The organism is Streptomyces sp. NPDC051207 (genome assembly GCF_040682395.1).
GTDB lineage: Bacteria > Actinomycetota > Actinomycetes > Streptomycetales > Streptomycetaceae > Streptomyces.
Genome location: NZ_JBFBAX010000013.1, coordinates 84,504 through 110,260 on the forward strand (window position 1 = coordinate 84,504; position 25,757 = coordinate 110,260).

Here is a 25,757-nt window from a genome sequence, read left to right on the forward strand (position 1 = left end):
CACGCCGCCCAGCCACCCCGTCCGGCCTCCGCCGTCCCACCGTCCCGCCGATCGGCCGTCCGTCGCACCGTTCCGCCGTCCTGCCGGCCGGCTGTCACCATCCCGCGATCCCATGCCGCCAAGACCCTTTGGGGGAAGCACACCCATGCCGTCACACACGCCGCGTCCCACCGTCCTGCCCACCCGGCGCACCGCACCGCCGCCCGGCACGCCGAAGGGCGCGCCGGGCAACCGCCCCACCCTGCTGCTGACCGGCGGCTCCGGTGTGCTCGGGCGGGCCCTGATCGACGAGCTGTCGGCCGACTTCGACCTGCTCTGCCTGCGCCGCAACCGGCCGCTGCACGATCCGCGAGTGCGTGAGATCACGGGCGACCTGCTCGCGCCCCGCCTCGGCCTGAGCCCGCTCGCCTGGTACGAACTGGCCCTCGAGGTCGACATCGTCCTGCACTCCGCCGCCGAGACCAACTGGCGCACCCCGCCGGAGACGATCGTCCAGACGAACACCCTCGGCACCGAGGCCGTGATCGACCTGGCGGCCCGCGCCGACGCGCCCCTCTACCTGGTCAGCACCGCCTTCGTGGCGAGCGTCCCGAGCGAGGAGGACCGCCGGCGCTTCCCCGGAGCCGCCGCCTACCTCGCCTCCAAGACCCGGGCGGAGCAGATGTTCCGCGAGTCGGGGCTGCCCGGCGCCATCGTGCGCCCGTCGGTCGTGATGGGCGACTCGGTCACCGGGCGGATCGCCGGCCAGCAGGGCCTGACCAAGACCATCGGCTCCATGGTGCTGGGCCAGGTCCCCGTCCTGCCCGGCGCGCCCGACGCCCGCGTCGACATGGTCCCGCAGGACTACGTGTCCCGGGCCATCGGCGAACTCGTCCGCGGCGGGGTGGGCAGCGGGGAGTACTGGCTGACGGCCGGTGACCAGGCCATCCTGCTCAGCGAGATCGCCGACACCTGCGCGGAGTTCGCCGTACGCCACGGTCTGCCCAGGCCGTCGCGGCCCCGGCTGATCCCCGTCGAGGCGGTGCACCGGCTGCTGCTGCCCATGCTGGAGGGCACCTCGCTGCCCGCCTCGGTGCGGCAGCGCTTCCAGCACTACGCCGAACTGCTGCTGGTGTTCCAGCGGGAGCTGCCGCTCGCCTCCTCCCTCGGCGAACCGGGCTGCGGCAGCCGCCCCGACCACGCGGACATCCGCGCCGCGCTGTTCCGCAACCTGGAGAGCTGGGCGGAGGACCGGGCCGGCGTCCTGAACCGGCACCGTGCCCGCCCAGCCGCGACCCCTGCCCCCACGGAGGTGGCGTCATGACCGTTTCCCCGCCGGTGACCACGGCTTTCTCCGACTCCGACGAGACCGACGTCGTCGACCTGTACCTCAGGCACATCGGCTCCGGCCGCGCCGTCATGGGCCGCGTGATGGGCGGCATGGCCGAGGTGCGCTCCGAGGGCCCCTGGATCCACACCGACGACGGCCGCCGATTCCTGGACTTCGGCGGCTACGGCGTCTTCATCCTCGGCCACCGCCACCCCGCCGTCGTCGCCGCCGTGCACCGGCAGATCGACACCCACCCGCTGGCCAGCCGCGTCTTCCTGGAACCCGTCGCGGCCCGCGCCGCCGAGGCCCTGGCCGCGCACACCCCGCCCGGACTCGACTACGTGCACTTCGTCAACTCCGGCGCCGAGGCCACCGAGGCCGCCCTCAAGCTCGCCCGCGCGCACGGCCGCAACGCGGTCGTCACGACCCGGCGCGGCTTCCACGGCAAGACCCTCGGCGCGCTCAGCGTCACCGCCAACGCCACCTACCAGACCCCGTTCCAGCCGCTCATCCCGGACGTCACCCAGGTCACCTTCGGTGACGCGGCGCACCTGGAGAAGGCGCTGACCACCCGCCGCGACCGCGCCTGCGTCGTCCTGGAGCCGGTCCAGGGGGAGGCCGGCGTCCGCATCCCGGAACCCGGCTACCTGCGCCAGGTGTCCGACCTGTGCCGCGCGTACGGCGCGCTGCTCGTGGTGGACGAGATCCAGACGGGCCTGGGACGGCTCGGCACCTGGTGGGGCGTCGACGCCGAGGACGTACGCCCCGACATCATGCTCGTCGGCAAGGGGCTCAGCGGGGGAGTGGTGCCGGTCGCCGCGATGACCGCGACCGAGGCGGCGTACGCGCCCTTCAGCCGCGACCCCTACCTGCACACCTCCACCTTCGGTGCCTCCCCGATCGCCTGCGCCGCGGCCCTCGCCACCGTCGAGACGATGGAACGCGAGGAGACCGTCGCCCGCGCGGCCGTCCTCGGCTCACGCATCCTCGCCGGCGTGCGGGGCACCTGCGCCCCCTACCTGGGCGGCCTGGTCCGTGAGGTGCGCGGCCGGGGACTGCTGATCGGCATCGAGTTCGCCGAGGAACAGGCCGTCGGCGAACTCCTCCTGGAGCTGATCGCACGCGACGTCCTGGTGAACCACTCCCTCAACTCCACCCGGGTGCTGCGGCTCACGCCGCCCGCCGTCGTGGAGGACAGCACCCTCGACCTGTTCTTCACGACGCTCGCCGAGGCCCTGCTCACCGTCGCGGCCCGCCTGGCCGGTTGACGGCCCGTCAGTCACAGGAACCGAAAGGAACGGGACAACCATGCGCCACGTGGCCCTGCACGCGACCGTCGAAGGACAGCAGCCCGCCGACGTCTACCGCCGCATCACCGACTTCCGCCGCTACCCCGAACTCACCGACACCGTGCGCGAGGTCGTCGTCGACACGCTGCCCGACGGCTCGGCCGTGTCCGACTGGACCGTCCTGTTCCGCGGCGGCCTCATGCGCTGGCGGGAACGCGACACGTTCGCACCGGACACCCTCACCCTCACCTTCGAGCAGCTCAGCGGCGACTTCCAGACCTTCGAGGGCAACTGGCGCTGCACCCCACACGACGACGGCACGCTCGTGGAGTTCACCGCCTCCTTCGACCTCGGCATCCCGACGCTGGCGGACATCCTCGACCCGGTGGCCGAGTCCACGCTGCGCACCAACATCGCCCAGATCCTCGTCGGCCTGGTGGGCGCGGAGGTGATCGATGACCACGCTGCCGCCGCTCGCACCTGAACTGCCCGTCCGGATCTCCCGCCGGCCCCGCCCGGCCGGTGAGCCGCTGTGCGACGAGCCGGGCCCCGGCGCGGCCCGCTGCCTCGGCCTGTACGCCAAGCTCGCCGCCGGGGTGACCGTGGTGACCGCCCGCGGCGAGGAGGGGCCACTCGGCATGACGGTGTCCGCCGTCACCTCGCTGTCGGCCCGCCCGGCCCTGCTGCTGGCCTGTCTGCGCGACGGCTCACGCACGCTCGCCGCGATCCGCGCGAACGGCGCCTTCGGGGTGCACCTGCTCCGGGAGGAACAGCACGACCTCGCCATCCGGTTCGCGTCCCCGGCGGTCACCGCCGCCGAGCGCTTCGCCGGCACGGAACCCCGGGAAGTGCTCGGCGTGCCCGTGTTCACCGGGGCGCTCGCCTGGTCCGTGTGCCTGCTGGAGGACGTCCGCCGCTACGGCGACCACCAGCTGGTCGTGGGCCGCCTCGCCGCCGTGCACGTGGGCGGCGGCCGGCCGCTGCTGTGGCACGACCGCCGGTTCGGTTCCCTCACCGAGCCGGCCCCGGAAGGCGCCGGATGACCAGACCGACGGCCGGGACGTCGTGCTGGGAACCGGCGGAGCTGCCGCCGGTTCCCCAGTTGCAGGGCGTGGTCACCGCCGACGTCGCCGTGGTCGGCGCGGGCCTCGCGGGGCTGGCATGCGCCTACCACCTCACGGAACGCGCGCCCGGCCTCGACGTCGCCGTCATCGACGCGCAGCGCCCCGCCGCCGGGGCCAGCGGGCGGGGCACCGGGCTGCTCGGCCCCCGCGCCGGGCCGGCCGTCGACCGCGCGCTGCGCCGGTACGGGCCCCGGGCCGCCCGCCGCATGTACGTGGCCAGCGAGCGGGCTGTGCGGGCGGTCGTCGAGCTGTGCGAGCGGATCGACGCGCGGTGCGGTCTGCGGCCCGGCCCGCAGATCATGGCGACGCGCTGCCCGTCCGGCCTCGTCGCGCTCTCCCGGCAGGCCCACGCGTACCGCACGCTGGAACTCGACGTGCCGGCCCTGACCGGGCCGGCCGTCCGCTCCCGGATCGGCGTGCCGTACGCGGCGGGCCTGCTGCACCGCACCGCCGCCACGCTCGACCCGGCCGCCCTCACCTGCGCGCTCGCCCGCGCCTGTGCCGCCAAGGGCGTGCGGTTCTACGGCGACAGCCCGCTGTGCACCGTCCGCCCCGGCGACCTGACCGGACCCGAACTGGTCTTCCCGCACGGCCGTTTGTACGCCCGGCAGGCCGTCCTCGCCGTCAACTCCGCCGCGCAGCAGATCGGCCTGCCCGTCGGCACGGTACTGCCGCTCGAGGTGTACGCCCTGGCCACCGAGCCGCTGAGCGACGACGCCTACGAGGCGCTCGGCGGCGACACCGGGCACGCCGTGGTCGACGCGATGCCGCTGGCACCGTACTTCCGGCTGCTCCCGGACGGGGGACTGGTGGCGGGCGGCGGAACCGCCCTCGCCCCGACCGGGCTCGCCGCGCCCCGGCTGCAGGCCGGGCGCGAGCGGGCCTGGGGCTGGCTGGAGAGCTGGATGCGGTCGCTGCACCCGCACCTGCTCGACGTGCGCGTCACGCACCGCTGGTCCGGCCGCATCGGCATGACCGCGGACGGCCTTCCGGTCGTCGGGCCGGTCCACGGCCTGTCCGACGTCTGGTACATCGGCGGCTGCAACGGCCACGGGCTGGCCATGTCCGTGGCCCACGGCGAGTACGTGGCCGGCGCCCTGCTCGGCGAACGGACCGCGGCCGACACCCTCCCCTGGCACCGCCCCGCCGCGCCACGCCTGCCGACCCGTGGCCCGGCAATCCCGCTGCTACGGACGTACGTGGACATACTGGGGCGGTCGACGCGGAGGGCGTGCTGAGGCCATGACCGACCGCACCGGCACGCCACGCGGCGCCGCGCACCGACGGGGGGCGCGGCGCCGCGCGGCTGTGCGGGGTGGGCCTGCCTCCGCCCCGCCCTTCGCGGCCCGCCCGCCCTCCGCCGTGGGCCGTCGCCGACCCGCCGTCCCGCTCCCGGGCGGCCCACCCTTCTCTCACCTCTCGACAGGAAGGCTCCCCATGCGACCCCACCTCGGTATCGGGGGCGGGCTGCCGCCGGCCCTGGACCTGAGCACCGCGGATCTCGCCTATCTGCTCGCCACCGGTGGCAGGCCGTTGCCGCTCGCGTTCGTGTTCCGGTTCGACGGGCGCGCGCCCAGCCTGGACGCCCTGCGTACGCGGGTCGCCGAACGGGCGCACCGCATCCCGGCGCTGCGCTACCGCCTCGTACGGGACCGCAGGGAGCTGCGGCGGGCCGACCGGCTCGCCGTGGAGCGGCACGTCCACGAGGCGTGGCTGCCCGCCGACGCCGACGGCGCCGAGGCCGCCCGGCTGATGCTGTCCCGGCCCATGGCCGGGGACGACCGGCCGCCCTGGGAGGTGTGGCTGGTGCACGGCCCGGACGGCGGCCACAGCCTGTGCTACCGCACGGACCACACCTTCCAGGACGGCGTCGGCGCCGCCCACACCGCGCGGGCCCTCCTCGACGACCACGCGCAGGGCGGCCCGGCGGCACGCCCCAGGTCCCGGCCCACCGTCCGGGGGCTCGCCGGCGCGGCCCGTGACGTGGCCGACGCGTTCCGCGCACCCGTCGCCAAGCCGGGCTTCGACGGCCCCGTCGGCGGCCGTCTCGGCGCCTGCCAGGCGGAGATCCCGCTGGCGCGGCTGCGGACCGTCGCCCGAGCGAACAACGGCACGGTCAACGACGTCTACCTCGCCGCCCTGTCACACGCCGTGCACGTCTGGCACATGAAGGAGACCGGCACCGCACACCCGCCGCTTCCGGTGGCGGTCCCGATGTCGGTCCGGGAGCCGGGCGAGGAGCACGCGCCCGGCAACCGCATGGTCACCGCCCGCCTCCTGCTGCCCTGCGACGAGCCCTCGCCCCGTGACGCCCTGGCCCGCGTCACCGCGGCCACCGGCCGGCTGCGCCGCACCCGCCGCCGGGACGCCGTACGCGTGCTGCTGGCGGCCACGCCGAGGACGCTCGGCGCCCGGGTCGGCACCCGCCTGGTGAACGGCGCGGTCGTCGCCGGACCGGCCAGCAGCGTCGACTTCGGGACGGCCCTGGTCCACCGGGGCGTGGTGTCCCGCCGTACCGCCGTCTTCTCGGGTCTCGCGGCGGGCATCCGGTTCCTGACGACGCTGACGAGCCAGCACGACGTGGCCTGCCTGACCGTCGTGCACGACGAGACGCTCGCCACCGCCGACGAGATCCCGGAGCTGTGGCTCTCGGCCCTGTGGGAGCTGGAGCGCTGCTAGGGCCTGTACGCGCGCCTGTAGGCGCGCGAAGGAGCCCCGGGCCGGAAATGACGGCCCGGGGCTCCTTCGCGTCCTCGCCGCAGGCCCGCCTCAGCGGCCCCGTTCCTCGCGCACCGTCCCCGTGGTCAGGAACACGCACCGGGCCGCGGCCTCCGTGAGCAGCGGCAGGTACGGCGACAGCCGCTCGATGACGTACGGCAGGGTGAACAGGTCGGCCACGTCCGCCTCCCAGCCGTGCTGGAGCCACCAGCGCTGCGGCTCGGCGAGCTGCCAGTGCCAGTGGATGCCGGTGGACGCCAGGGCGTCCAGGAACGGCGTCACGAAGGAGGACGGCGCCGACCCGGCGTTGACGCACTCGGCACCGAAGGTGCTGCCGGGGGCGGACAGCTTCGTCATCGTCGCGACGATGGCCTCCACCGTGCGGGGCGGCAGATGGTAGAGGACCGTCTCGGCGAGCCAGGCCGTCGGCCGCCGCACGTCGAATCCGGCGGCGAGCAGCTCGGTGGCCCAGGACCCGGCCGGGTCGGCGGGCACCGTGGTGCGGCGCCCGCACGTGGGCCGGGTGTCGTTGAGCACTTGTTCCTTGAACGCCAGCACGGCGGGCTGCTCGACCTCGAAGACGTGTACCCCGGTCGGCCAGTCCAGGCGGAACGCGCGCGTGTCGAGCCCGGCGCCGAGCAGCACCACCTGCCGGCAGCCCGAGCGGGCCGCCGACAGCAGGTACTCGTCGAAGAAGCGGCTGCGCACCACCGCCCAGTCGGGCAGCATCCGCTGCACCGGACCGTCACCGGGCGGCGCGCCGGCGAACTGCGCCGCGTGCAGGAAGTCGGCGGCCCACGGGTCGTTGACGTACGGCCCGGGTCGGGAGGCCTCCGCGGCGTGCGCGGCGGCCGTCCAGAGCGCGACCGGCGAGATGCCGTCCGGCAGGGCGGAGTCGGGGCCGGGCTGCGGCGACGGCGGAGGGTGGGCGGCATCGGACATGGTGAACCTCCGTACGGTGGTGATGAAGTGACCGGCTGGTCGCCGGACATGCCCGCGGGCCCGTCCGGCCGGGAGCGGTGGACGCCCGCGGACCCGCTGACGGGGCGCGGCGGACGCCCAGGGTTCCGCTCACCCGCTCACGGGGAGCGGCGGCGCCCCAGCACCAGTGCCAGCGCACCCAGCGCCAGCAGCCCCCCGGACGGCCGGGTGGGGCGCTGCCCGCCCTGCGCGGCCGAGGTGCGCGGCTGGTGCACGTGCAGGGCGAACTGGCGGTTGGCGACGTCCGCGAGGACGCCCCGGACCTGCTCGGGGCTGGACACGGCCGCGAGCAGCAGCTCCATGGAGTTGCGGGCGAACTGGTGGCGGCCGAGGAACTCGCGCCCCAGCGAGAAGAGGATCTTCGGCACCTCCCCCTGGAACACCTCCGGCAGGGTGATCTCGGGGGCGAGATGCCGTACCGAGCCGTCCACGTTGGCGAAGGACTTGCCGAGCAGGGACACCGCGGGCGGCGAACCGATGCCCCGCTTGGTCGCCTTCGCCAGCACGGTCGTGAGCGAGACGCCGAAGTTGAGGTCCTCCAGCGACAGGTGGGACACCTTGGGCACGAACGCCGCCATGTCGGCGATGAACGCGGGCATGTTGGACCAGGACGTCATCCGGCCCATCTCCGCCCAGTGGTGCGCGAGCCCCGCCCCGTCGTTCTGCGCGAGCGTCATGAACAGCGGCAGCAGCTGGAGACTGGTACGCCGGTCCAGGCGCCCGACCATCCCCCAGTCGATCAGCGTCGCGGGACCCCCGGGCACCGCGAACACGTTGCCCGCGTGCGGGTCGGCGTGGAAGACGCGGTGCACGAAGTACCCGTGGTACATGAACCGCACCAGGTCCTTGCCGATCTGCAGGCGCTCGTCGTCGGTGAAGTGCGCCCGGTCGATGTGCCGCACCGACCTGCCGGCCGCCATCGACTGCACCAGCACCCGGGGACTGGCGTGCAGCACCCGGGGCACCTCCAGCGAGCGGAACGGCTTGACGTGCTCACGGGCCTCGTCCATGTTGCGGGCCTCGCCGTTGAAGTCGAGTTCCGGCTCCATCGCGTCGAAGACGGAGCCCAGCATCGCCTCGATGTCGATGACCTCGTTGAACCGGGGCGCGACCCGGGCGACGATCCGGGCGGCCCGGCGCATCAGCGCCATGTCGGCGAGCACGCCCTCGCGGATGCCGGGCCGCTGGATCTTGACCACCGCCGGCCGGCCGCCCGGCAGCGTCACCTTGTACACCTGGGCGAGAGACGCCGCCCCGAGCGGGGCGACGGTCTCGACGTCGTCGAACCTGAGCTTCCAGTCCGGGCCCAGGTCGCGCGCCAGCACGGGCTCGAAGACCGAGAACGGCTGGACGTCGACCTGGTCGTGCAGGTTCTGCAGCTCGTCGCGGATCGACTGGGGGACCATGTCGGGCCGCGTGGACAGGATCTGCCCGAGCTTGACATAGAAGGGGCCGAGGCTCTCCAGCGCCTGGCGCACCGCCTTGGCGCGCCGCTGCTCGGCCCCGGCGGAGGCCACAGCGGTCTCCGCCGGGGAGCTGTCCTCCCGTCGTGACCGGCGCCGCAACCGCGTGGCCTGCCCCACCTCGTCGGCGACGAGGCTCCCCAGGACCCTGACCACGAGACGCAACCGGTCCCCGACCACAGACGCCACCGAGTGCTCCTCCTCGTTCGAGTACTGCCGAGTACTGCGTACGACTGCGGCGCCGACGGCGGTGTGCCCGGCGCGACCCGCCGAGCGGGACCCGGGGGAGGTCAGGTGGCCGGGGGCTTCGGAACCGGGGCGGACGTCAGTGGCCCGCCCGCCGCCTGCAGCGCCTCGATCAGCTTGGGGATGATCTGCATCAGCTGCGAGAGCTGGTTCGGCAGCGCGGACACCGACGACAGCACGTCGCCCACGCCCGCGGCGGCGTGCCCCGCCCCTCCGGCGAGCTGTCCGAGGCCGCCGAGCGCCCCGGCCGCGCCGCCGAGCGCGCTCAGCGGATTCGCGGCCCCGCTGAGCGCGGCCAGCGGGTTGCCCGGGCCGCCCAGTGCGGCCAGCGGGTTGCCGGCTCCGGCGAGGAGCGCGAGCGGGTTGCCGCCTCCCGCGGCGGCGGCCAGTGCCGCGAGCGGGTTGCCGGCCGCGCCCGAGGCCTGGGTGAGGGCGGCCAGCGGGTTGGTGGCCCCGGCGAGCGCGGCCGCCGGATTCACGGCGCCCGCGAGCGAGCCGAGCGCGTTCCCGGGGAGATCCGTCAGCGACTGCAGCGGATTCCCCGACCGCGAGGAGCGGGAATTGTCCGGCCGGTTGAGGATGTCGTCGAATGCCTCCTTTCCGCTGTCGGCCATACTGCCGACCAGGTCCTTGAGGATGTCCTGCATGTTCTTGTTGTTGCTCATGGGCGTGCCCCTTTCGTTTTCGGTGGTTCGACAGGCCGCGTGGCTCATCCCACACGGTCTTCCAAGGCCTTCACGCAGGCTGACTTCAGCCGGGCGCGGCCTCTGGTGAAAGCGGCTTCAGCCGCTTTGACGGAGATATTGTTCAGCCGGGCGAATTCCGCGGTGGAAATCCCGGCGGCGCGGGCGAGTATGACTTCCTGTTCACGGCCCCGAAGGTGCCGCACCTGGTCCAGCAGCCACCTGCCGAAGTCCTCGTCGCAGACGTCCTCCTCGGTCGTACCGGAGGTGTCCAGCAGCGCGGCGCGCTGCATGAGGCGCCGACGCCGGTCCATGTCCCGGTAGAAGTCGATGCACAGGCGGAGCGCCACGGACGTCAGGAAGGGGCCGATCCGTTCCCTGTCCAGCGAGGTGTGGGCGGCTGCGCGCGCTATCGTCTCCTGGACGCAGTCCTCGGCATCCTGATGACTCGGAAGTCGTCGTCGTACCAACCGCATGAGGCGGTCCTGGTGCTGGAATATTTCTTCCCAGGAGCATGCAGCGGGCGATGGGCAGGTTGATTTTTGCGCCATGGAATTGCAGCCCGTTGTCTCTCGTCCGAGCAGGGGGAATGGTGGCCGGATTTGCATTTCTCGGCCATATTCCTTTCCTACCCGAGGCGGTGGGGCGGCAAACCGGAACACGATGCTCCTGAATTCGCAGGAATGATTTTTCGCTTGGCGTCGGGGCTTTGCCGTGTTTTCTTGACGGCAGTCACCGCGGGATGATCATTTCTGCATACGGGCCTCGGATCGCGGAGCCGGGCGGCGGGTCCAGTCGCGGTTCCAGTTGACCCACATGTCCCGCGCCGTCTGGTGCACCGCCGAGGCCCCGCGCCGCAGTTCCGTGGCGTACACCTGAGCCGCCTCCCGGCCCACGAGGCGGGCGCCGCCCGTGAAATAGGCACCCCGCACGTGCCGCGGCGAGCGGAACTTCCCCCACAGCAGGATCTTCATCAGCGGCCAGAGGGTGAACACGCCGGCCGGGCAGCGGTCCTCGGGGTCGAGCGTGCCCCACACCGACGGGCACAGCTCGCTCTCCCGCAGCAGCGCGTAGATCCGCTCGATCGCCTGGTCCTTCGTCAGCTCGCCGTCGCGGTACTCCAGCACGGCGTCCCGTGAGCGTTCGAAGAGCCGCTCCACCCACGGGTTGTCCACCCCCTGGAGCCCTCGGTACGGCGGTGTCTCCAGCGCCTCGAAGCACGTGGGGTCGTGGGTCTTCTCGTAGGTCACGGCGGCCTGGTTCTGGGCGTTCGTCCCGTAGAGCGTCGTGATGGTCCACACCCGGTTCCACGCGTTCCACAGGTCGAAGTCGTCGAACGACACGTAGCTGCACGACACCAGGTCGTCGTAGAACCGGAACATGCGCTTGGTCCAGTGCTCCAGGTACGCGAACCGGGCCGTCGAGAAGTCGTCCTGGCGCACCGCGTCGATGAGCCGGTGGCCGAGGGCGTTGAGCGCCATCACGGTGACCGCGAGCCCGCTGGAGAACAGCGGGTCGATGAAGTCGCTGGCGTGCGGCAGCAGGCACCACCGGTCGCCGACCACGGTCTGCGAGGAGAACTGCGTTCGGTCGGTGGCCACGAACGGCCGCACCGCACGCGCGTGCTCGAACTGCCGCGCCACGCTCGGGAACCGCTTGACGTGGCTCCAGAACTCGTCCTCCGCCGACACGTCCTCCGGCCGGGGAAAGCGGTCCAGGTCGAGGTTGACACCCACACTGCACAGCTCGCTGGTGCTGGTGGAGTGGTTGTCGAACGGGATCACCCAGAACCAGCCGCCCTGGAACAGGTGGTGCAGCGTCCCCTGGCTGAACGGGCTCGGCATGCCGTGCTGCTCACGCGGCGGCGCGACGGTGTCGAAGGGCCGGACGTTCACCATGTGCGTGAAGATGGTGCGCGACCGCGTGCGGTACGGCGGCTCCTGCCGCAGCCCCATCCGCTCGGGCAGCAGCGCCCGCATGCCGCCGGCGTCGACCACGTACGACGCCTGGAAGGTGCCCCGCTCGCGGGTGACGATGGTGGCGCCGTCCTCCTCGAACTTCACGTCCTCCACGACGGTGTGGGTGTGCGCGGTCGCCCCGTAGGACACGGCGACGTGGAACATGTACGCGTCCACGTCCTGCCGCAGGTAGTGCGAGTCGGGCCCCAGCGGCGGCCCCCACGTCGGGTACTGGGTGCACTCCTTGGCCCGGGTCGGCTCTCCCTCGCGGTGGTAGACGAAGCTGAAGTTGCGCTTGACGCCGCAGTTCGACGACACGTGCCGGCGCAGCGCCCCGTTGGTGGCCAGGTGCTCGATCTCCGGCACGTCGTAGCGGCGGGCGAGCACCCGCAGCCCGAACGTGGTCTCCGGAACGGTGGACTCCCCAATGGCGAACCGGGGGTGGCCGCTCCCTTCCAGAAGCAGCACGCGCACGCCGTGGCGCGCCAGGATCGCCGCCAGCATCGTGCCGCCGATGCCGCCGCCGATCACGGCGACATCGAAAACCCGCTGGTCCTCTTGCATGCGTTGGGTCCTTTCACGACGGGAAGAGCGAGTGGTTGAGCCGGTGGTGCACACCCGTGCCGGGCCCGCTGCCGGTGCCCGGGCTCAGCGGGCGGGCGCCGGCGGGACGGGCAGCACGCCGCGCAGCCCGCAGACGGCCACCCGGGCGGAGAACGAGACGGCGAACAGCGGCGTCGGGGCCAGCCGCGCCAGCCGGCGCCGCTCGCCGGGCACCTTGCGGGTGCCGCGGCCCGTGACGTCCAGCCAGGCCCCGAAGTGCAGCAGCCGTGCCTCGGGCGCGACGCCGCGCGCCGGGAACGGCCGCATGTGCTCGCGGACCGCGCGGTTCAGCACCCGCCGCCGTCCCTCGTCCACCCCGTGCCGCGTCAGGAAGCGGTCCAGCAACGCGGCGGAGCGGCACGGAAACCCGCCGGGTGCCGGTGGCGCGTGCCCGGTCAGGCCGGCGTCGTGGAACGCCGCCGCGACGAACAGCCCCGTACGGTCGTAGTGCGTTCCGCCCGCCCTCGCCCGGGCGTCGGCGAGCAGGAACGTGCGCAGCGAGTGCAGCGCGAGACGCGGCGACAGAATCCGGTGCATTTCCAGCAGGGCGTCCGCCACCAGCGGCTGGACGAGCATTCCCGCCAGCGGTGGCTGGGAGAGCAGCGGCTGCCACGCGTCCGGGAGCACCTCCCGCGGCACACCGCTCCCACCCGTCCCACCGGTGCCGGGACGACCCGCGTTCGGCGGCTTCGCGGTCATGCCCCACCCCCTCCCGCAGTGCCGTGCCGACTGTGCGTGTCTCACCCCTCTTTACGCTCCGGGCACCGTTCCCCCTCTTGGTCACTGCGGGACCGCTTCACGTTGGCCGGACTTCGCCCAGCAGTGGTCGAACGCCGCATCCCCAGGTCCGTTCGGCCGCCGGCACGGGCAGACATCTCCCTGCCGGACACCCGGCAAGGCGCTATTCCGACGTGAGAAGGAGCAGCCCGTGAAGGGCAGTACGACCACCGCCCAGGAATCCGCCGTCCGTCTCTCGCCGCGCCGCGTTCTGCTGGGCTACGGGGCGTTCGTCGGCATACCTGTCGCCGTCACCGCGCTGGTCCTCGTGTCCGTCGGATACGCCGGACCCACCGGCCACGAGCCCGCATCCTCCGGCGACGTCCCCCTGTACCGGGTGCTGGGTGTCCTCGCCCTCGTCACCGCGTGCGCGGGGGCGGGCGGGGTGCTGGCGCGCAGGCTCGGGCAGCCCCGCGTCGTGGGGGAGATCGCGGCCGGAATCCTGCTGGGCCCCTCGGTGTTCGGTGCGCTGGCGCCGGGCGCCCAGGAGTGGGTCCTGCCGACCGAAGTGTTCCCCTTTCTGAACAATCTGGGTCAACTCGGCGTGACTTTGTTCATGTTCACGGTGGGGCTGGAGTTGTCCCTGGCCACCCTGCGAAGCAATGGACTGCCCGCGTCGACGCTTATCGGCCATTCCGGCATCGCCCTGCCGTTCCTGACCGGCGTGCTCATCGCCCTCGTCGTCCCGGCCGGTCACCGGCCCGACGGCGTGGCCACGCTGCCCTTCGTGCTGTTCCTCGGGCTGAGCCTGAGCATCACGGCGGTGCCCGTGCTGGCCCGGCTGCTGTCCGACGAGGGCATGCTGCACAGCAGGCTGGGCACCCTCGCGATGGCCTCCGCGAGCGTCGCCGACGTCACGGCCTGGTGCCTGCTCGCCCTCGTCCTCGCCGTCGCCGCAGGCGGCTCGCCGGTCGCCGCGGCCACCACGGCCGGCTGGGTCGCGCTGTTCGGCGTCGTCGTGTGGTGGGGCGTACGACCGCTGCTGGCCCGGCTGCTCGCCGGGGAACGCTCCGACGGGCCCATGGCGGCGGCCCGCACCGCCACCGTCGTCCTCGTCACCGTGCTGCTGTGCGCGCTGGCCACCGAACAGGCCGGAGTGCACGCGCTGTTCGGGGCGGTCGCCGCCGGGCTGGCCATGCCGCGCACGGCGGCGGTGCAGGACATCGCCTGGCGGGTGGAGGGACTCACCAGCTGGCTGCTGCTGCCGTCGTTCTTCATGACCGTGGGCCTCAGCACCCACCTGGGCAGCGTCGCGGGCACCACCGGCTGGCTGCTCTGCCTGGCCGTGCTGGCCGCCGCGGCGCTCAGCAAGTTCGCCGGCACGGTCGTCCCGGCGCGCCTCGCGGACCTGTCGTGGCGGGACTCCGCACGGCTCGGCGCGATGATGAACTGCCGGGGCCTGACCGAACTCATCATCCTCAACACCGGACTGGCGGCCGGTCTGCTGTCGCCGTCGCTGTTCGCCATGCTGGTCCTGATGGCGCTCACGACCACGGCCATGACGGGCCCGCTGCTGCGCCTGCTCAACCGCGAACGGGAGAGGGAATCCGTCTGACCCGGGGGCACGGCGGCGCGTGCCCGGACGGGGGCGCGCCGGGCGCGTGCTCCAGTGCCCCCTTCGGGGGAGTGCCCGGGACCCGGCTCCCGGGCAGTTTCGGAGCGTGATCGCAGTACTGAACATCCACGAACGCGCACTGCCCGCCTCCGAGGAGGCGGTCGGCGCCCTCATCGACTCCCTGGGCGGCGAGAACGACCGGCTCCGGCCGCGCGACTGGCCGCCCATCCACTTCGAACGTCCCCTGGCCGTCGGCGTGACCGGCGGCCACGGACCGGTGCGGTACGTGGTCAGTCACTACGTCCCGGGACGGTGGGCGCGCTTCACGTTCACCGGCCCCCGGGGATTCCAGGGGTTTCACGAATACGCCGTCGAACCCCTCGGCGAAAACCGCGCCGTACTGCGCAACACCCTGGTGCTGCATGCGCGTGGCGTGCGCTGGCTGGGCTGGCTGCTGTTCTTCCGCCCCCTGCACGACGCGATGTTCGAGGACGCCCTCGACCGCGCCGAACAGGCCATGGCCGGCCACGTCGCCCGCCCCGCGACATGGAGCCCGTACGTCCGGCTGCTGCGCGCGACCGCCGCCCGGCTGGCACCACGGCTCGCCACGGGGGTCACCCTCGAAAAAGTCCCCTCGAAATGACGAGCCCCATATACACGATGGAAGGAATTCCTTCCCTCTATCGAGGGATCGTTGACTCCCTTCGGCGACGCGACACTCGAATGCGGAGACATCCGCAGAATTTCCAGCCGACCGCGACAGGGAGAAGGCCATGAGTTCCCTCAACCCTCGCATTCCCGGGCTCAACACCGACGACATCACCACGGACATCACCGAGGCGTCCCACCGGGCCGACGCACTCGCCAAGGCGGGCGCCGCCAACATCATCTCCACCGTCGACGTGCAGGCGGGCAAGGACGACTGGGACCTGCCGCTCACCGAGGAGCACCCGCGCCCCGTCGTCCTCGTGCACGGCACCTTCGGCAACCGCGGCTACACCTGGTCCTCGGCGGCCCCGCTGCTGCGCCGGCACGGCTACCGCATCTTCCGGCCCGACTACGGCAAGCACGTCAACCCCGTGCTGTTCGGGCTCGGCGACATCAAGGAGTCCGCCCGGCAGCTCGGCGAGTTCGTCGACGAGGTGCTGCGCCGCACGGGCGCCGAGAAGGTCGACCTGGTCGGCTTCTCGCAGGGCGGCATGATGCCCCGGTACTACCTCAACGCGCTGGGCGGCGCCGAGAAGGTGCACAACTTCGTCGGCATCGCTCCCAGCAACCACGGCATCACCGCCCAGGGCCTGATGAACCTCGCCCGCCAGATCCCCGGCGCCGTGCAGCTGATCGAGCAGGGCCCCGTCGAGGTCGTCGTGCCGGCCTGGCCGCAGCTCCAGCACGACCACCCCTTCCAGCAGGAACTCGCCGACCTGGGGGAGACCGCGGAGGGCGTCCGGCACACCGTCATCGCCACCGCGTTCGACGACGTGGTCACCCCGTACACCTCGTGCGCGCTCGCCGAGACGGAGGGCGTCCACGTCCGCAACATCGTCCTGCAGGACATCGACCCCGACGACCACACCCCGCACGTGAGCATGCCGTACAACGCGACCGTGCTGAAGGAGGTCCTGGCGGCCCTGGCCGAGTGAGACGGACGGCGCGCGGCGGGCCCTGCTGGACCCCGTCGCGCGCGTCGGCTGGGACGGGGCGGTGAGCACGGACATCGCGGCAGACGTCTTCGAAGAGCACCGGCCGGTCCTGATGGGTGTCGCGTACCGCATGCTGGGGCGCGTCGCGGACGCCGAGGACGTCGTCCAGGAAGCCTGGCTGCGCCGGTCCGGAGCGGACCGGGACGCGGTGCGCGAGCCGCGCGCCTACCTGGTGCGCGTCACCACCCGCCTCGCCGTCGACCGGCTGCGCCGGATCAAGGCGAGCGGCGAGACGTACGTCGGCCCCTGGCTGCCCGAGCCCTACGCCACCCGCTTCGCCGACACCGTCCCGGACGCCGAGGAGCGGGCCGTGCTCGCCGACTCCGTGTCCCTCGCCCTGCTCGTCGTCCTGGAGTCGCTGTCGCCACTGGAGCGCGCGGTGTTCGTCCTCCGGGAGGCGTTCGGCTACCCGCACGCCGAGATCGCCGCCATGCTCGACCGCGGCGAGGCGGCGGTGCGCCAGCTCGCCGCGCGGGCCCGCAGGCACGTCGAGGAGCGCCGGCCGCGCTACGAGGCCGACCCCGCCCAGCGCCGCGACCTCACCGAGCGGTTCCTGGCCGCCGCGGCCGACGGCGACCTCGAAGGCCTCATGTCGCTGCTCGCGCCCGACGTCCGCCTCGTCGGCGACAGCGGCGGCAAGGCCAAGGCGCCGCTGCGCGTCGTGGCGAGCGCGGACAAGGTCGGCCGCTTCCTCGCCGCGGCGGCCCGCACTGCCGCACCCGGCCTGACCTACCGCTTCCTGGAGGTCAACGGCGGCCCCGCGATCCTGGTCCTGTCCGGTGACGCGCCCGACGCCGTCTTCCAGGTGGAGGTCGCCGGCGGACACATCCAGTCCATCTACATCATTCGCAACCCGCACAAATTGCGCTCCTTGGCCGCCTAGCGCACGCCCCCGCGCCCTCGCCCGCCCGGCCCGGCGCGTCCGGCACTCGATCGAGGATTGGTCTTGACCAAGGGGTGGGGCCGCCCTATGGTCGCTGATAAGTGAAACAACCTTTAATAAACAAGGGCGCTGAAACGCCGCCGAGACACGGCGATCGCGGAGGACAGGGTGGGGACCACGCAGCTCGAATCGGTGCCGGAGCCGAAGTACTGGCACCTCAAGACCGTGCTCAGTGAGGCGCTGGACTCGGAGTTCACGGTGGGCGAGGTCCTGCCGAACGAGCGTGATCTCGCCGCCCGCTTCGGCGTCGCCCGCGCCACACTCCGCCAGGCCCTCGAACAGCTCGAGCTGGAAGGCCGCCTGCAGCGCCGCCGCGGCGTCGGTACGACCGTGGCGCCGCCCCGCGTGGGCGTCTCCGTCGGCACCGAGCAGCACGCCTGGCCCGGCGCGGCCGGTGACGCCTGGCAGCCCGTCGACTGCGACCTGAGCGCGCCGCCCGCCGCCGTCGCCGGCATGCTGGGCACCGGCCGGGACGAGCCCGTGCACACCGTGCGCCGCTCCCGGACCACGCACGGCCAGCCCGTCGCCGCCGAGCTGCTGTACGTCCCGCCGGCGTCCGTGCCCGACCTGACCGCCATCGACGCGTCCGGTCCCGCACGCGCGCGTGCCGTCCTGCGCGAGCTGCAGCGGCTGGACCTGGAGCGCCAGGAGAAGGCGGTCGAGCTGGGCTCGGCCCGCGCGGACGACGCCAAGGAACTCGACCGTCTGCCCGGCGCGCCCGTCCTCGTCGTCACGACGCGCTACTTCACGCCGGACGGCATCGCCGCCGTGTCGGTGGCCACGTACCGCGCCGACACCTGCCGCCTCACGTTCGGCGAAACGGGCGGCGTCCACATCCACGAGGACCGCCGGGCTTCCTGACCGGGGCCGAGCGTCCGGGGGAGGGTGGGCGCGGGCGACAGCCCGCAGGCGGCGGTCCGTGCGACGCCGTGACGGTCACCGCAGCGCCGTGACGGTCACCGCGACATCGGGCACCGGGAAATCCCCGGCCCCGCTGCCCGTCCGGCCGCCGCCCCGGACCCGCGTCACCGCCCGGTGACCGTCCCCTCCACCGCGAACAACTGCTCCTCCACGTGATCCAGCGCGAGCCGCAGCGCCCCCGTGGCCACCGCGGCCTCCCCGAGCAGGGACAGCGCCACCTTCGGCGGACGCAGGCAGTACCGCGCCAGCTCCCGGCGCAGCGGCTCCAGCACGCCGTCCAGCCCGGCCGCCCACCCCCCGACGACGACCAGCTCCGGATCGAGCGCCAGGACCAGCGCCGCCACGTCGTGCACGAGCCGCTGGAGGAAACGGTCGACCGCCGCGCGGGCCCGCTGGTCGCCCTGGCGCGCCTGCGTGAACACCTCGGCGACCGCCTGCTCGTCCAGCGGATGCAGCGGCTCGTCCGTGGTCGACAGCAGCGTCTCCGGCGTCGCCTCGCGCCCCAGCAGATGCAGCGCCCCGATCTCCCCGGCCGCCCCGCCGTACCCCCGGTGCAGCCGCCCCCCGATCAGCGCACCGGCGCCCGGACTCAGCCCGGCCAGCACGAACACCACGTCGTCGGACTCGGTGGCCGCCCCCTTCCAGTGCTCGGCGACCGCGGCGGCGTTGGCGTCGTTCTCCACCAGCACCGGGCACTTGAAGGACCGGCCCAGCCGCTCGCCCAGCCGCAGCCCCGTCCACTCGGGCAGCGCCGTGCCGAGCCGCACCGTGCCGTCCGCCTCCACGATCCCCGGCGTCGCCACGCCCACGGCCCGCAGCGACCCGCGTGCCACACCGGCCCGGCGCAGCAGCTCGGCGACGGCGGTGCGCAGCCGCTCCAGCCGCTCGTCGGCGGAATCGGTCTCGCCGACGGTCTTGGCCTGCGCGCCGATGACCCGCCCGTCCAGGTCGGCGAGGAGCGCGGCGACCCGGTGCGGGCCGATCTCCAGCCCCAGCAGATGCCCGGCCTCGGCCCGGAACCGGAACCGGCGTGCCGGCCGCCCCTGCTTGCGGGCGGCGCCCTCCTCGGCCGCCTTCTCCACGACGAGCCCGGCCTCGATGAGCCCCTCGACGACGCCCTCGACGGTCGGCCGGGACAGCCCCGTCACCCGGGTGATCTCGGTCAGCGTCGCGCAGTCGGTGGCACGCAGCGCGTGCAGCACCACCGCGGAATTGATCCTCCGCAACAGCGAGGGATCCCCGCCGGTCAGCCGACCCACCGTCCGTCCTCCCAGCTCGTGCGCGTGTTGGCCGGATCGTACTCGGCACCGGACACCCCGGCGACCGGGGGCACCCACCGGCCCGTCCGCGCCCGCGGCCCACCCGGGTGCGGCGAACCCCGACGCGTACGCCGTGATCACCGCCGGGGTGCGGCCCCGCGCACGGGCGTACGGCGCGGCCCCCGGTCTGACGGGGCGCCAATTGTCAGTGGGGCCGGGTTTACTGGATCACATGGACATCGCGCAGGCCCTCGCCAGGATCGAGTTGCTGTGCTCCCGGGACTTCCCCGCAGAGCACGGCCGGTCGGGCGCAGACTCCGCAGGGCCCGGCCACGTGATGACCGAGCTGACGACGAGCGACGGCTTCTGGGAGGACGACGGCACGGAACGGGAGCTGACGGAGGCCCAGTTCGACGCCTACCGGGACGGACTGAGCGAGCGGCTCTCCGCGCGCTGGGGCCCGCCCCACCTCGTCGGCCTGGCCGGGGTGTTCCAGCGCGCCCAGAGCGGCGAGGACATACCCGAGCCGTGGGCCACGCTCAGCTCCCACGTGCCGGACCTGCACCTGTGGCGCATACCGGACCGGGACCGCTGGATGGCCCTCGGCGTCTCCCAGTGGGACAGGGAACTGCCGTTCCAGCTCCTCGCCGTCGTCACGGACGTCGACCCGCCCTGACCGGCCTGCCGGGGACGTCGGCTGCCCTGCCGGACGAGGGTGCCCTTACGCGTCGGCGGCGGCCCTGAGCCGTGCGAACTCCTCGGCCATCGTCGCGGCCGTCCAGTGCGCGTTCAGACCGCTGGGGTTGGGCAGCACCCACACCCGCGTGTCCCCGATCCTGCGCTCCTGCGGCCCCACCTGCGCCTTGCGGTCGTCGAAGGCCGCCCGGTAGGCCGTCACGCCGACCACGGCCAGCCAGCGCGGTCGCAGCCGCGCCACCTTCAGCGCCAGCAGCCGCCCGCCCTCCCGGTACTCCTCGGCGGTCAGTTCGTCCGCCCGCGCGGTGGCCCGCGCGACGACGTTCGTGATGCCGAGCCCGTACGACAGCAACTCCTCCTGCTCCGACGGCTTCAGCAGCCGCGGGGTGAAGCCCGACAGGTGCAGCACCGGCCAGAAGCGGTTGCCGGGCCGGGCGAAGTGGTGGCCGGTCGCCGCGGTCATCAGACCCGGGTTGATGCCGCAGAACAGCACCCGCAGGCCGTCCGCGACGACGTCGGGTACGAGACGGTCGCGGGCGGCCTCCAACTCGGCGGCGGTGTAACGCGTCATGCCTCGAAGGGTGTCAGAGGATCGCGCCGGGCGTGTAGCCCGCGGCCCCGGGGTGCTGCTTGACGATCTCCTCGATGCGGCCCACGACGGCGGTGACCTGGTCGCCCGCGGCGCCCGTGAAGGACAGCTTGTCGGCCATCAGCGCCTCGAGCCCGGCGCGGTCCAGCGGGATGCGCTCGTCGGCGGCGAGCTTGTCGAGCAGGTCGTTGCGCTCGGCGCCCCGCTCGCGCATGGCGAGGGCCGTGGCGACCGCGTTCTCCTTGATCGCCTCGTGCGCGACCTCACGGCCGACGCCCGCGCGCACCGCGCCCATGAGCACCTTGGTGGTGGCGAGGAACGGCAGGTAGCGGTCCAGCTCCCGGGCCACGACCGCAGGGAACGCGCCGAACTCGTCGAGCACCGTCAGGAACGTCTCCAGCAGCCCGTCCAGCGCGAAGAACGCGTCCGGCAGCGCGACCCGGCGCACCACCGAGCAGGACACGTCGCCCTCGTTCCACTGGTCGCCCGCCAGCTCGCCGGTCATCGACGCGTAGCCGCGCAGGATCACCATCAGGCCGTTGACGCGCTCGCAGGAGCGGGTGTTCATCTTGTGCGGCATCGCCGACGAGCCGACCTGGCCCGGCTTGAAGCCCTCGGTGACCAGCTCGTGCCCGGCCATCAGCCGGATCGTCTTCGCCAGCGACGACGGGGCCGCCGCCAGCTGCACCAGCGCGGTCACCACCTCGTAGTCCAGCGAGCGCGGGTAGACCTGGCCGACCGAGGTGAAGGCCTGCTGGAAGCCCAGGTGCCCGGCGATCCGCTGCTCCAGCTCGGCGAGCTTGGCCGCGTCGCCGCCGAGCAGGTCGAGCATGTCCTGCGCGGTGCCGACCGGGCCCTTGATGCCGCGCAGCGGGTAGCGGCCGAGCAACTCCTCGACCCGGCCGTACGCCACCAGCAGCTCGTCGGCGGCGGTGGCGAACCGCTTGCCGAGGGTGGTGGCCTGCGCGGCGACGTTGTGGGAGCGGCCGGCCATGACCAGCTCGCCGTACTCGCCGGCCAGCTTGCCGAGCCGGGCCAGCACGGCGACGGTCCGGTCGCGCATCAGCTCCAGCGACAGGCGGACCTGGAGCTGTTCGACGTTCTCCGTCAGGTCGCGGGAGGTCATGCCCTTGTGCACCTGCTCGTGCCCGGCGAGGGCGTTGAACTCCTCGATCCGCGCCTTCACGTCGTGCCGCGTGACCTTCTCCCGCTCCGCGACGGAAGCCAGGTCGACCTGGTCGAGGACCCGCTCGTAGGCGGCGAGCGCCTCGTCCGGGACGTCGATGCCGAGGTCCTTCTGCGCGCGCAGCACGGCGAGCCAGAGCCGACGCTCCAGCCTCACCTTCTGCTCGGGCGACCAGAGCGTGGCGAGCTCGGCGGAGGCGTAGCGTCCGGCGAGGACGTTCGGGATGCGGGGCTTGGCGGGAGCGGAAGTCACGTGCACGGATTCTACTGGCGATTCGTGCAGGTCCGCGCCGCGGGCCGGTTCGTGGGAACCTACGAGACCCGGCCGTCCGCGTCAGGCGGGCCGGCGCAGGCCCGCGGGGAGGCGTGTGGCTACGCCGACGGCCCGTCGTACGGCAGCAGTTCGGGGCCCTCCAGGGGCAGCAGTTCCGGGCGCTTGGGCAGGCGGCCGTCGCCGGAGGAGCGGCCCGTCAGGCGGCGGCCGATCCACGGCAGCAGGTGGCGGCGCGCGAAGCGGACGTCCGCGCCGCGCCGCGCGGCCCAGCCCGGTGGCGGCGTCAGCGCCATCGGCGCGTGCCACTCGGGGTCCTCGGACTCGTAGCCGAGGCTCTGCCACACGGCCTCGGCGACCCGGCGGTGGCCCTCCGCCGTCAGGTGCAGCCGGTCCACGTCCCACATCCGCGGGTCGGCCAGTGCGGGCGCCCCGTACAGGTCGACGACCACTGCGCCGTGCCGGGCGGCGAGGTCGTCGACGCAGGCGAACAGGGCCTCCATGCGCGGCCGGATCCGCTCCAGGACCGGACCCTGCCGGCCGGGGCTGCGCATCAGCACCAGCTGCTTGCAGTTCGGAGCCAGCCGCTCCACCGCCTCGGTCAGCAGATCGCGCACCCGCCCCATGTCGCACGTGGGGCGCAGCGCGTCGTTCAGCCCGCCGACCAGCGTGACCACGTCGGCCCGCATGCCCGCCGCCACGTCGACCTGCTCGTCCACGATCTGCTGGATGAGCTTGCCGCGCACGGCGAGGTTGGCGTACCGGAAACCGGGCGTCCGGGCGGCCATCCGGGCGGCGAGGAGATCGGCCCAGCCCCGGTAGGAGCCGTCGGGCAGGAGGTCCGACATGCCCTCGGTGAAGGAGTCGCCGACCGCGACCAGGCTGGTGTGGGTGGGGTTCGTCTGCATGGCGACAGAAAGGGTAGCGCGTGCACATACCCGACGGTCGGTCCCCTCCCCGGTCCCCGCGACCGGCCCCGCACCCCGCGACCGGCCCCTCCCCGCCGCCCTTGCCCGGTCCGCCCGCCCCGGACGCTCAGGTCCGCTGCCCGAACAGCTCCCGCAGCACGTCCTCCATGGTCACCAGGCCCGCCAGCCGGCGGTCGGCGCCCAGCACGGCCGCCAGATGCGTACGGCTGCGGCGCATCGCCGTCAGCACGTCGTCCAGCGGCGTGCTCTCCCGTACGCGCGCGATGGGCCGCATGTCCGCCGGCCGGAACGGCACGTCGCGCGGCGAGGCGTCCAGGGCGTCCTTGACGTGCAGGTAGCCGACGATCCGGCTCCCCTCGTCCACCACCGGGAAGCGGGAGAACCCGGACTGAGCCGACAGCGCCTCCAGTTGCTCGGGCGTGACGCCCACGCGCGCGTGGACGACGCGTTCCACCGGCAGCACCACGTCCCGTACAGGACGGCGGCCCAGCTCCAGGGCGTCGTGCAGCCGCTCCTGGGCACGGTCGTCGATCAGGCCCGCCTCGCTGGAGTCCTTCACGATCCGGGCCAGCTCGGCGTCCGAGAACGTCGCCGTGACCTCCTCCTTGACGTCCACCCGCAGCAGCGTCAGCAGCGCGTTGGCGAACGCGTTGATCGTGAAGATCACCGGCCGCAGCGCCCGGGACAGCGCCACCAGCGGCGGGCCGAGCAGCAGCGCGCTGTGCACCGGCTCCGCGAGCGCGATGTTCTTCGGCACCATCTCGCCCAGCAGCATGTGCAGGTACGTCGCCAGGGCCAGCGCGATCACGAAGGACGCCGCGTGCCCCGCGCCGGACGGCACGCCCGTCGCGTGGAACACCGGTTCCAGCAGGTGCTCGATCGCCGGCTCCGCGACGACGCCGAGGACCAGGGTGCACAGCGTGATGCCCAGCTGGGCGGCGGCCATCAGCGCGGACACGTGCTCCAGGCCCCACAGCACGCTCTTCGCGCGCCGGTCGCCCTCCTCGGCGTACGGCTCGATCTGGCTGCGGCGCACGGAGATCAGCGCGAACTCGGCGCCCACGAAGAAGGCGTTCAGGACCAGCGTCGCCAGGCCGATCAGCAGTTGTACGACGGTCATCGTCCGTCCGCCCCCTCGTCGTTCGGCACGCGCGTGCGGCGCGCGCGGTGTGCCGCGCCCGTCTCGCCGGCCAGCGGCGCGCGCAGCAGCACACGGGCCGCGCGGCGTCCCGTGGCGTCCAGGACCGTCAGCCGCCAGTGGGCGACGTCCACGGTGTCGCCGACGGCGGGGATGCGGCCCAGTTCCGTGGCGACCAGCCCGGCGAGCGTCTCGTACGGGCCCTCCGGCGGGCGCATCCCGACCTGGGCGAGGTGGTCGACGCGGGCCGCGCCGTCCGCCGAGTACAAGGCGTGCCCGTCCTCGTCGATGCCGGCCGCGGCGATGTCGGGGGTCTCGTGCGGGTCGTGCTCGTCGCGCACCTCGCCGACGACCTCCTCCACGATGTCCTCCAGGGTGGCCACCCCGGCCGTGCCGCCGTACTCGTCGATGACGACGGCCATCGTGCGCCTGCCCGACAGCCGGTCCAGCAGCCGGTCCACGGTCAGCGACTCGGGCACCAGGAGCGGTTCGCGCATCACGTCGGAGACCGGCACGCGCGCGCGGCGATCCGCGGGCACCGTCAGGACGTCCTTGATGTGGGCCGTGCCGACGACCGCGTCGAGGCTGCCGCGGTAGACCGGGAACCGGGACAGGCCGGTGGCCCGCGTCGCGTTCGCCACGTCCTCGCAGGAGGCCTGCGCCTCCAGCGCGACGACCTGCACGCGCGGGGTCATGACGTTCTCCGCGGTCAGGTCGGCGAGGTTCAGGGTCCGCACGAACAGCTCCGCGGTGTCTGCCTCCAGGGCGCCCTTCCTGGCGGAGTGCCGGGCGAGGGCGGCGAGTTCCTGCGGCGAGCGCGCGGAGGCCAGCTCCTCGGCGGGCTCCACGCCCAGGCGGCGCACCACGCGGTTCGCGGTGTTGTTGAGGTGGGTGATGAAGGGCCGGAAGACGGCGCTGAACCAGCGCTGCGCGTTGCCCACCCGCTTGGCCATGGCCAGCGGCGAGGAGATCGCCCAGTTCTTCGGCACCAGCTCGCCGACGACCATCAGGAACACCGTCGACAGGGCCGTACCGAGGACCAGCGCGAGTGAGGACGCCGTCGACCGCGAGGCGCCGAGGTCCTGCAGCGGGCCGGTGATGAGCGCGGCGATGGACGGCTCGGCGAGCATGCCGACCACCAGATTGGTGACCGTGATGCCGAGCTGCGCGCCGGAGAGCTGGAAGGTCAGGTTCCGTACGGCCTTCAGGGCGCCGGGGGCGCCCCGCTCGCCGCGCTGGGCTGCCGCTTCCAGCTCGCCGCGCTCGACGGTGGTGAGCGAGAACTCGGCCGCGACGAACGCGCCGCACGCCAGCGACAGCAGGATCGCCACCAGGAGCAGGAGCACTTCGGTCATCGGGTCACCTCCGTCCCATGATCGGGCAGGCGGGGGTGGTGCGCGCGATGTCGTGTACGCGG

General features: G+C 73.4%; 24 protein-coding genes. 12 read left to right on the plus strand and 12 right to left on the minus strand.

Going from position 1 to position 25,757, the window contains the following annotated elements; all coding sequences use genetic code 11:
- Positions 1-145 precede the first annotated feature (145 nt).
- The 6 genes from AB0M97_RS15615 (at position 146) to AB0M97_RS15640 (ending at position 6,401) form a co-directional block, all read left to right on the plus strand.
- On the plus strand, positions 146-1,303 hold the full coding sequence (locus tag AB0M97_RS15615; RefSeq protein ID WP_365961383.1) for an SDR family oxidoreductase: 1,158 nt from the start codon (positions 146-148) through the stop codon (positions 1,301-1,303).
- Positions 1,300-2,577: an aminotransferase class III-fold pyridoxal phosphate-dependent enzyme gene (locus tag AB0M97_RS15620; RefSeq protein WP_365961384.1), complete on the plus strand. Its 1,278-nt coding sequence runs from the start codon at positions 1,300-1,302 to the stop codon at positions 2,575-2,577. The genes AB0M97_RS15615 and AB0M97_RS15620 overlap by 4 nt, the downstream gene beginning before the upstream one ends.
- A gap of 40 nt (positions 2,578-2,617) precedes the next feature.
- Positions 2,618-3,082: an SRPBCC family protein gene (locus tag AB0M97_RS15625; protein ID WP_365961385.1), complete on the plus strand. Its 465-nt coding sequence runs from the start codon at positions 2,618-2,620 to the stop codon at positions 3,080-3,082.
- Complete coding sequence (locus AB0M97_RS15630) at positions 3,054-3,641, plus strand: flavin reductase family protein (protein WP_365961386.1); 588 nt, start codon at positions 3,054-3,056, stop codon at positions 3,639-3,641. The genes AB0M97_RS15625 and AB0M97_RS15630 overlap by 29 nt, the downstream gene beginning before the upstream one ends.
- Positions 3,638-4,960, plus strand: coding sequence for an FAD-binding oxidoreductase (locus AB0M97_RS15635; RefSeq protein ID WP_365961387.1), 1,323 nt, complete (start codon positions 3,638-3,640; stop codon positions 4,958-4,960). The genes AB0M97_RS15630 and AB0M97_RS15635 overlap by 4 nt, the downstream gene beginning before the upstream one ends.
- 199 nt (positions 4,961-5,159) lie before the next feature.
- Positions 5,160-6,401 carry a wax ester/triacylglycerol synthase domain-containing protein gene (locus tag AB0M97_RS15640; RefSeq protein WP_365961388.1) on the plus strand — a complete coding sequence of 414 codons (1,242 nt, stop codon included), beginning with the start codon at positions 5,160-5,162 and terminating at the stop codon, positions 6,399-6,401.
- Between the two features lie 90 nt (positions 6,402-6,491).
- Here the strand turns inward: AB0M97_RS15640 and AB0M97_RS15645 are convergent, their stop codons facing one another.
- The 6 genes from AB0M97_RS15645 to AB0M97_RS15670 form a co-directional block, all read right to left on the minus strand.
- Positions 6,492-7,382: an SAM-dependent methyltransferase gene (locus AB0M97_RS15645; protein WP_365961389.1), complete on the minus strand. Its 891-nt coding sequence runs from the start codon at positions 7,380-7,382 to the stop codon at positions 6,492-6,494.
- Positions 7,383-7,519: 137 nt separating this feature from the next.
- Complete coding sequence (locus AB0M97_RS15650; RefSeq protein WP_365961390.1) at positions 7,520-9,073, minus strand: AarF/UbiB family protein; 1,554 nt, start codon at positions 9,071-9,073, stop codon at positions 7,520-7,522.
- Positions 9,074-9,174: 101 nt separating this feature from the next.
- Positions 9,175-9,795, minus strand: a complete 621-nt coding sequence (locus AB0M97_RS15655) for a hypothetical protein (protein WP_365961391.1) — start codon at positions 9,793-9,795, stop codon at positions 9,175-9,177.
- 44 nt (positions 9,796-9,839) lie between these two features.
- Positions 9,840-10,364 carry a sigma-70 family RNA polymerase sigma factor gene (locus tag AB0M97_RS15660; protein ID WP_365961471.1) on the minus strand — a complete coding sequence of 175 codons (525 nt, stop codon included), beginning with the start codon at positions 10,362-10,364 and terminating at the stop codon, positions 9,840-9,842.
- 195 nt (positions 10,365-10,559) lie between these two features.
- Complete coding sequence (locus AB0M97_RS15665) at positions 10,560-12,335, minus strand: tryptophan 7-halogenase (protein WP_365961392.1); 1,776 nt, start codon at positions 12,333-12,335, stop codon at positions 10,560-10,562.
- A gap of 84 nt (positions 12,336-12,419) precedes the next feature.
- Positions 12,420-13,073, minus strand: a complete 654-nt coding sequence (locus AB0M97_RS15670) for a hypothetical protein (RefSeq protein WP_365961393.1) — start codon at positions 13,071-13,073, stop codon at positions 12,420-12,422.
- Positions 13,074-13,302: 229 nt separating this feature from the next.
- Between AB0M97_RS15670 and AB0M97_RS15675 the strand changes: the two genes are divergently transcribed.
- The 5 genes from AB0M97_RS15675 to AB0M97_RS15695 all read left to right on the plus strand — a co-directional run bounded on the left by AB0M97_RS15675 (position 13,303) and on the right by AB0M97_RS15695 (position 18,213).
- On the plus strand, positions 13,303-14,706 hold the full coding sequence (locus AB0M97_RS15675) for a cation:proton antiporter (RefSeq protein ID WP_365961394.1): 1,404 nt from the start codon (positions 13,303-13,305) through the stop codon (positions 14,704-14,706).
- Between the two features lie 109 nt (positions 14,707-14,815).
- Positions 14,816-15,349 carry an SRPBCC family protein gene (locus AB0M97_RS15680; RefSeq protein ID WP_365961472.1) on the plus strand — a complete coding sequence of 178 codons (534 nt, stop codon included), beginning with the start codon at positions 14,816-14,818 and terminating at the stop codon, positions 15,347-15,349.
- Positions 15,350-15,479: 130 nt separating this feature from the next.
- Entirely contained in the window at positions 15,480-16,349 is an 870-nt protein-coding gene (locus AB0M97_RS15685; RefSeq protein ID WP_365961395.1) for an alpha/beta fold hydrolase, read from the plus strand.
- Between the two features lie 61 nt (positions 16,350-16,410).
- Complete coding sequence (locus AB0M97_RS15690; RefSeq protein ID WP_365961396.1) at positions 16,411-17,292, plus strand: RNA polymerase sigma-70 factor; 882 nt, start codon at positions 16,411-16,413, stop codon at positions 17,290-17,292.
- Positions 17,293-17,460: 168 nt separating this feature from the next.
- Positions 17,461-18,213, plus strand: coding sequence for a GntR family transcriptional regulator (locus AB0M97_RS15695; protein WP_365961397.1), 753 nt, complete (start codon positions 17,461-17,463; stop codon positions 18,211-18,213).
- 164 nt (positions 18,214-18,377) lie between these two features.
- On the opposite strand, the gene AB0M97_RS15700 is transcribed toward AB0M97_RS15695, so the two are convergent.
- Positions 18,378-19,532, minus strand: a complete 1,155-nt coding sequence (locus AB0M97_RS15700) for an ROK family transcriptional regulator (protein ID WP_365961398.1) — start codon at positions 19,530-19,532, stop codon at positions 18,378-18,380.
- Between the two features lie 232 nt (positions 19,533-19,764).
- Between AB0M97_RS15700 and AB0M97_RS15705 the strand changes: the two genes are divergently transcribed.
- On the plus strand, positions 19,765-20,208 hold the full coding sequence (locus tag AB0M97_RS15705; RefSeq protein ID WP_365961399.1) for a hypothetical protein: 444 nt from the start codon (positions 19,765-19,767) through the stop codon (positions 20,206-20,208).
- Positions 20,209-20,253: 45 nt separating this feature from the next.
- Here AB0M97_RS15705 and mug read toward each other — a convergent pair whose 3' ends face one another.
- From mug to AB0M97_RS15730, 5 genes are all read right to left on the minus strand, one after another.
- Complete coding sequence (mug, locus tag AB0M97_RS15710) at positions 20,254-20,799, minus strand: G/U mismatch-specific DNA glycosylase (protein ID WP_365961400.1); 546 nt, start codon at positions 20,797-20,799, stop codon at positions 20,254-20,256.
- Between the two features lie 13 nt (positions 20,800-20,812).
- On the minus strand, positions 20,813-22,255 hold the full coding sequence (gene purB / locus AB0M97_RS15715; RefSeq protein ID WP_365961401.1) for an adenylosuccinate lyase: 1,443 nt from the start codon (positions 22,253-22,255) through the stop codon (positions 20,813-20,815).
- Positions 22,256-22,374: 119 nt separating this feature from the next.
- Positions 22,375-23,181, minus strand: a complete 807-nt coding sequence (locus AB0M97_RS15720) for an SGNH/GDSL hydrolase family protein (protein ID WP_365961402.1) — start codon at positions 23,179-23,181, stop codon at positions 22,375-22,377.
- Between the two features lie 127 nt (positions 23,182-23,308).
- Positions 23,309-24,322 carry a hemolysin family protein gene (locus tag AB0M97_RS15725; protein WP_365961403.1) on the minus strand — a complete coding sequence of 338 codons (1,014 nt, stop codon included), beginning with the start codon at positions 24,320-24,322 and terminating at the stop codon, positions 23,309-23,311.
- The gene (locus tag AB0M97_RS15730) at positions 24,319-25,695 is read right to left on the minus strand and encodes a hemolysin family protein (RefSeq protein WP_365961404.1); all 1,377 of its coding nucleotides are present in this window, start codon (positions 25,693-25,695) and stop codon (positions 24,319-24,321) included. The genes AB0M97_RS15725 and AB0M97_RS15730 overlap by 4 nt, the downstream gene beginning before the upstream one ends.
- Positions 25,696-25,757: the final 62 nt, after the last annotated feature.

Bases quoted from the DNA above. Each gene is read 5' to 3' on its own strand.
- AB0M97_RS15630 (WP_365961386.1), top strand. From the start codon at position 3,054: ATGACCACGCTGCCGCCGCTCGCACCTGAACTGCCCGTCCGGATCTCC.
- AB0M97_RS15625 (WP_365961385.1), top strand. From the start codon at position 2,618: ATGCGCCACGTGGCCCTGCACGCGACCGTCGAAGGACAGCAGCCCGCC.
- AB0M97_RS15705 (WP_365961399.1), top strand. From the start codon at position 19,765: ATGGACATCGCGCAGGCCCTCGCCAGGATCGAGTTGCTGTGCTCCCGG.
- AB0M97_RS15645 (WP_365961389.1), bottom strand. From the start codon at position 7,382: ATGTCCGATGCCGCCCACCCTCCGCCGTCGCCGCAGCCCGGCCCCGAC.
- AB0M97_RS15665 (WP_365961392.1), bottom strand. From the start codon at position 12,335: ATGCAAGAGGACCAGCGGGTTTTCGATGTCGCCGTGATCGGCGGCGGC.
- AB0M97_RS15640 (WP_365961388.1), top strand. From the start codon at position 5,160: ATGCGACCCCACCTCGGTATCGGGGGCGGGCTGCCGCCGGCCCTGGAC.
- AB0M97_RS15720 (WP_365961402.1), bottom strand. From the start codon at position 23,181: ATGCAGACGAACCCCACCCACACCAGCCTGGTCGCGGTCGGCGACTCC.
- AB0M97_RS15615 (WP_365961383.1), top strand. From the start codon at position 146: ATGCCGTCACACACGCCGCGTCCCACCGTCCTGCCCACCCGGCGCACC.
- mug (WP_365961400.1), bottom strand. From the start codon at position 20,799: ATGACGCGTTACACCGCCGCCGAGTTGGAGGCCGCCCGCGACCGTCTC.
- AB0M97_RS15620 (WP_365961384.1), top strand. From the start codon at position 1,300: ATGACCGTTTCCCCGCCGGTGACCACGGCTTTCTCCGACTCCGACGAG.
- AB0M97_RS15725 (WP_365961403.1), bottom strand. From the start codon at position 24,322: ATGACCGTCGTACAACTGCTGATCGGCCTGGCGACGCTGGTCCTGAAC.
- AB0M97_RS15670 (WP_365961393.1), bottom strand. From the start codon at position 13,073: ATGACCGCGAAGCCGCCGAACGCGGGTCGTCCCGGCACCGGTGGGACG.
- AB0M97_RS15685 (WP_365961395.1), top strand. From the start codon at position 15,480: ATGAGTTCCCTCAACCCTCGCATTCCCGGGCTCAACACCGACGACATC.
- AB0M97_RS15635 (WP_365961387.1), top strand. From the start codon at position 3,638: ATGACCAGACCGACGGCCGGGACGTCGTGCTGGGAACCGGCGGAGCTG.
- AB0M97_RS15660 (WP_365961471.1), bottom strand. From the start codon at position 10,364: ATGGCGCAAAAATCAACCTGCCCATCGCCCGCTGCATGCTCCTGGGAA.
- AB0M97_RS15655 (WP_365961391.1), bottom strand. From the start codon at position 9,795: ATGAGCAACAACAAGAACATGCAGGACATCCTCAAGGACCTGGTCGGC.
- AB0M97_RS15730 (WP_365961404.1), bottom strand. From the start codon at position 25,695: ATGACCGAAGTGCTCCTGCTCCTGGTGGCGATCCTGCTGTCGCTGGCG.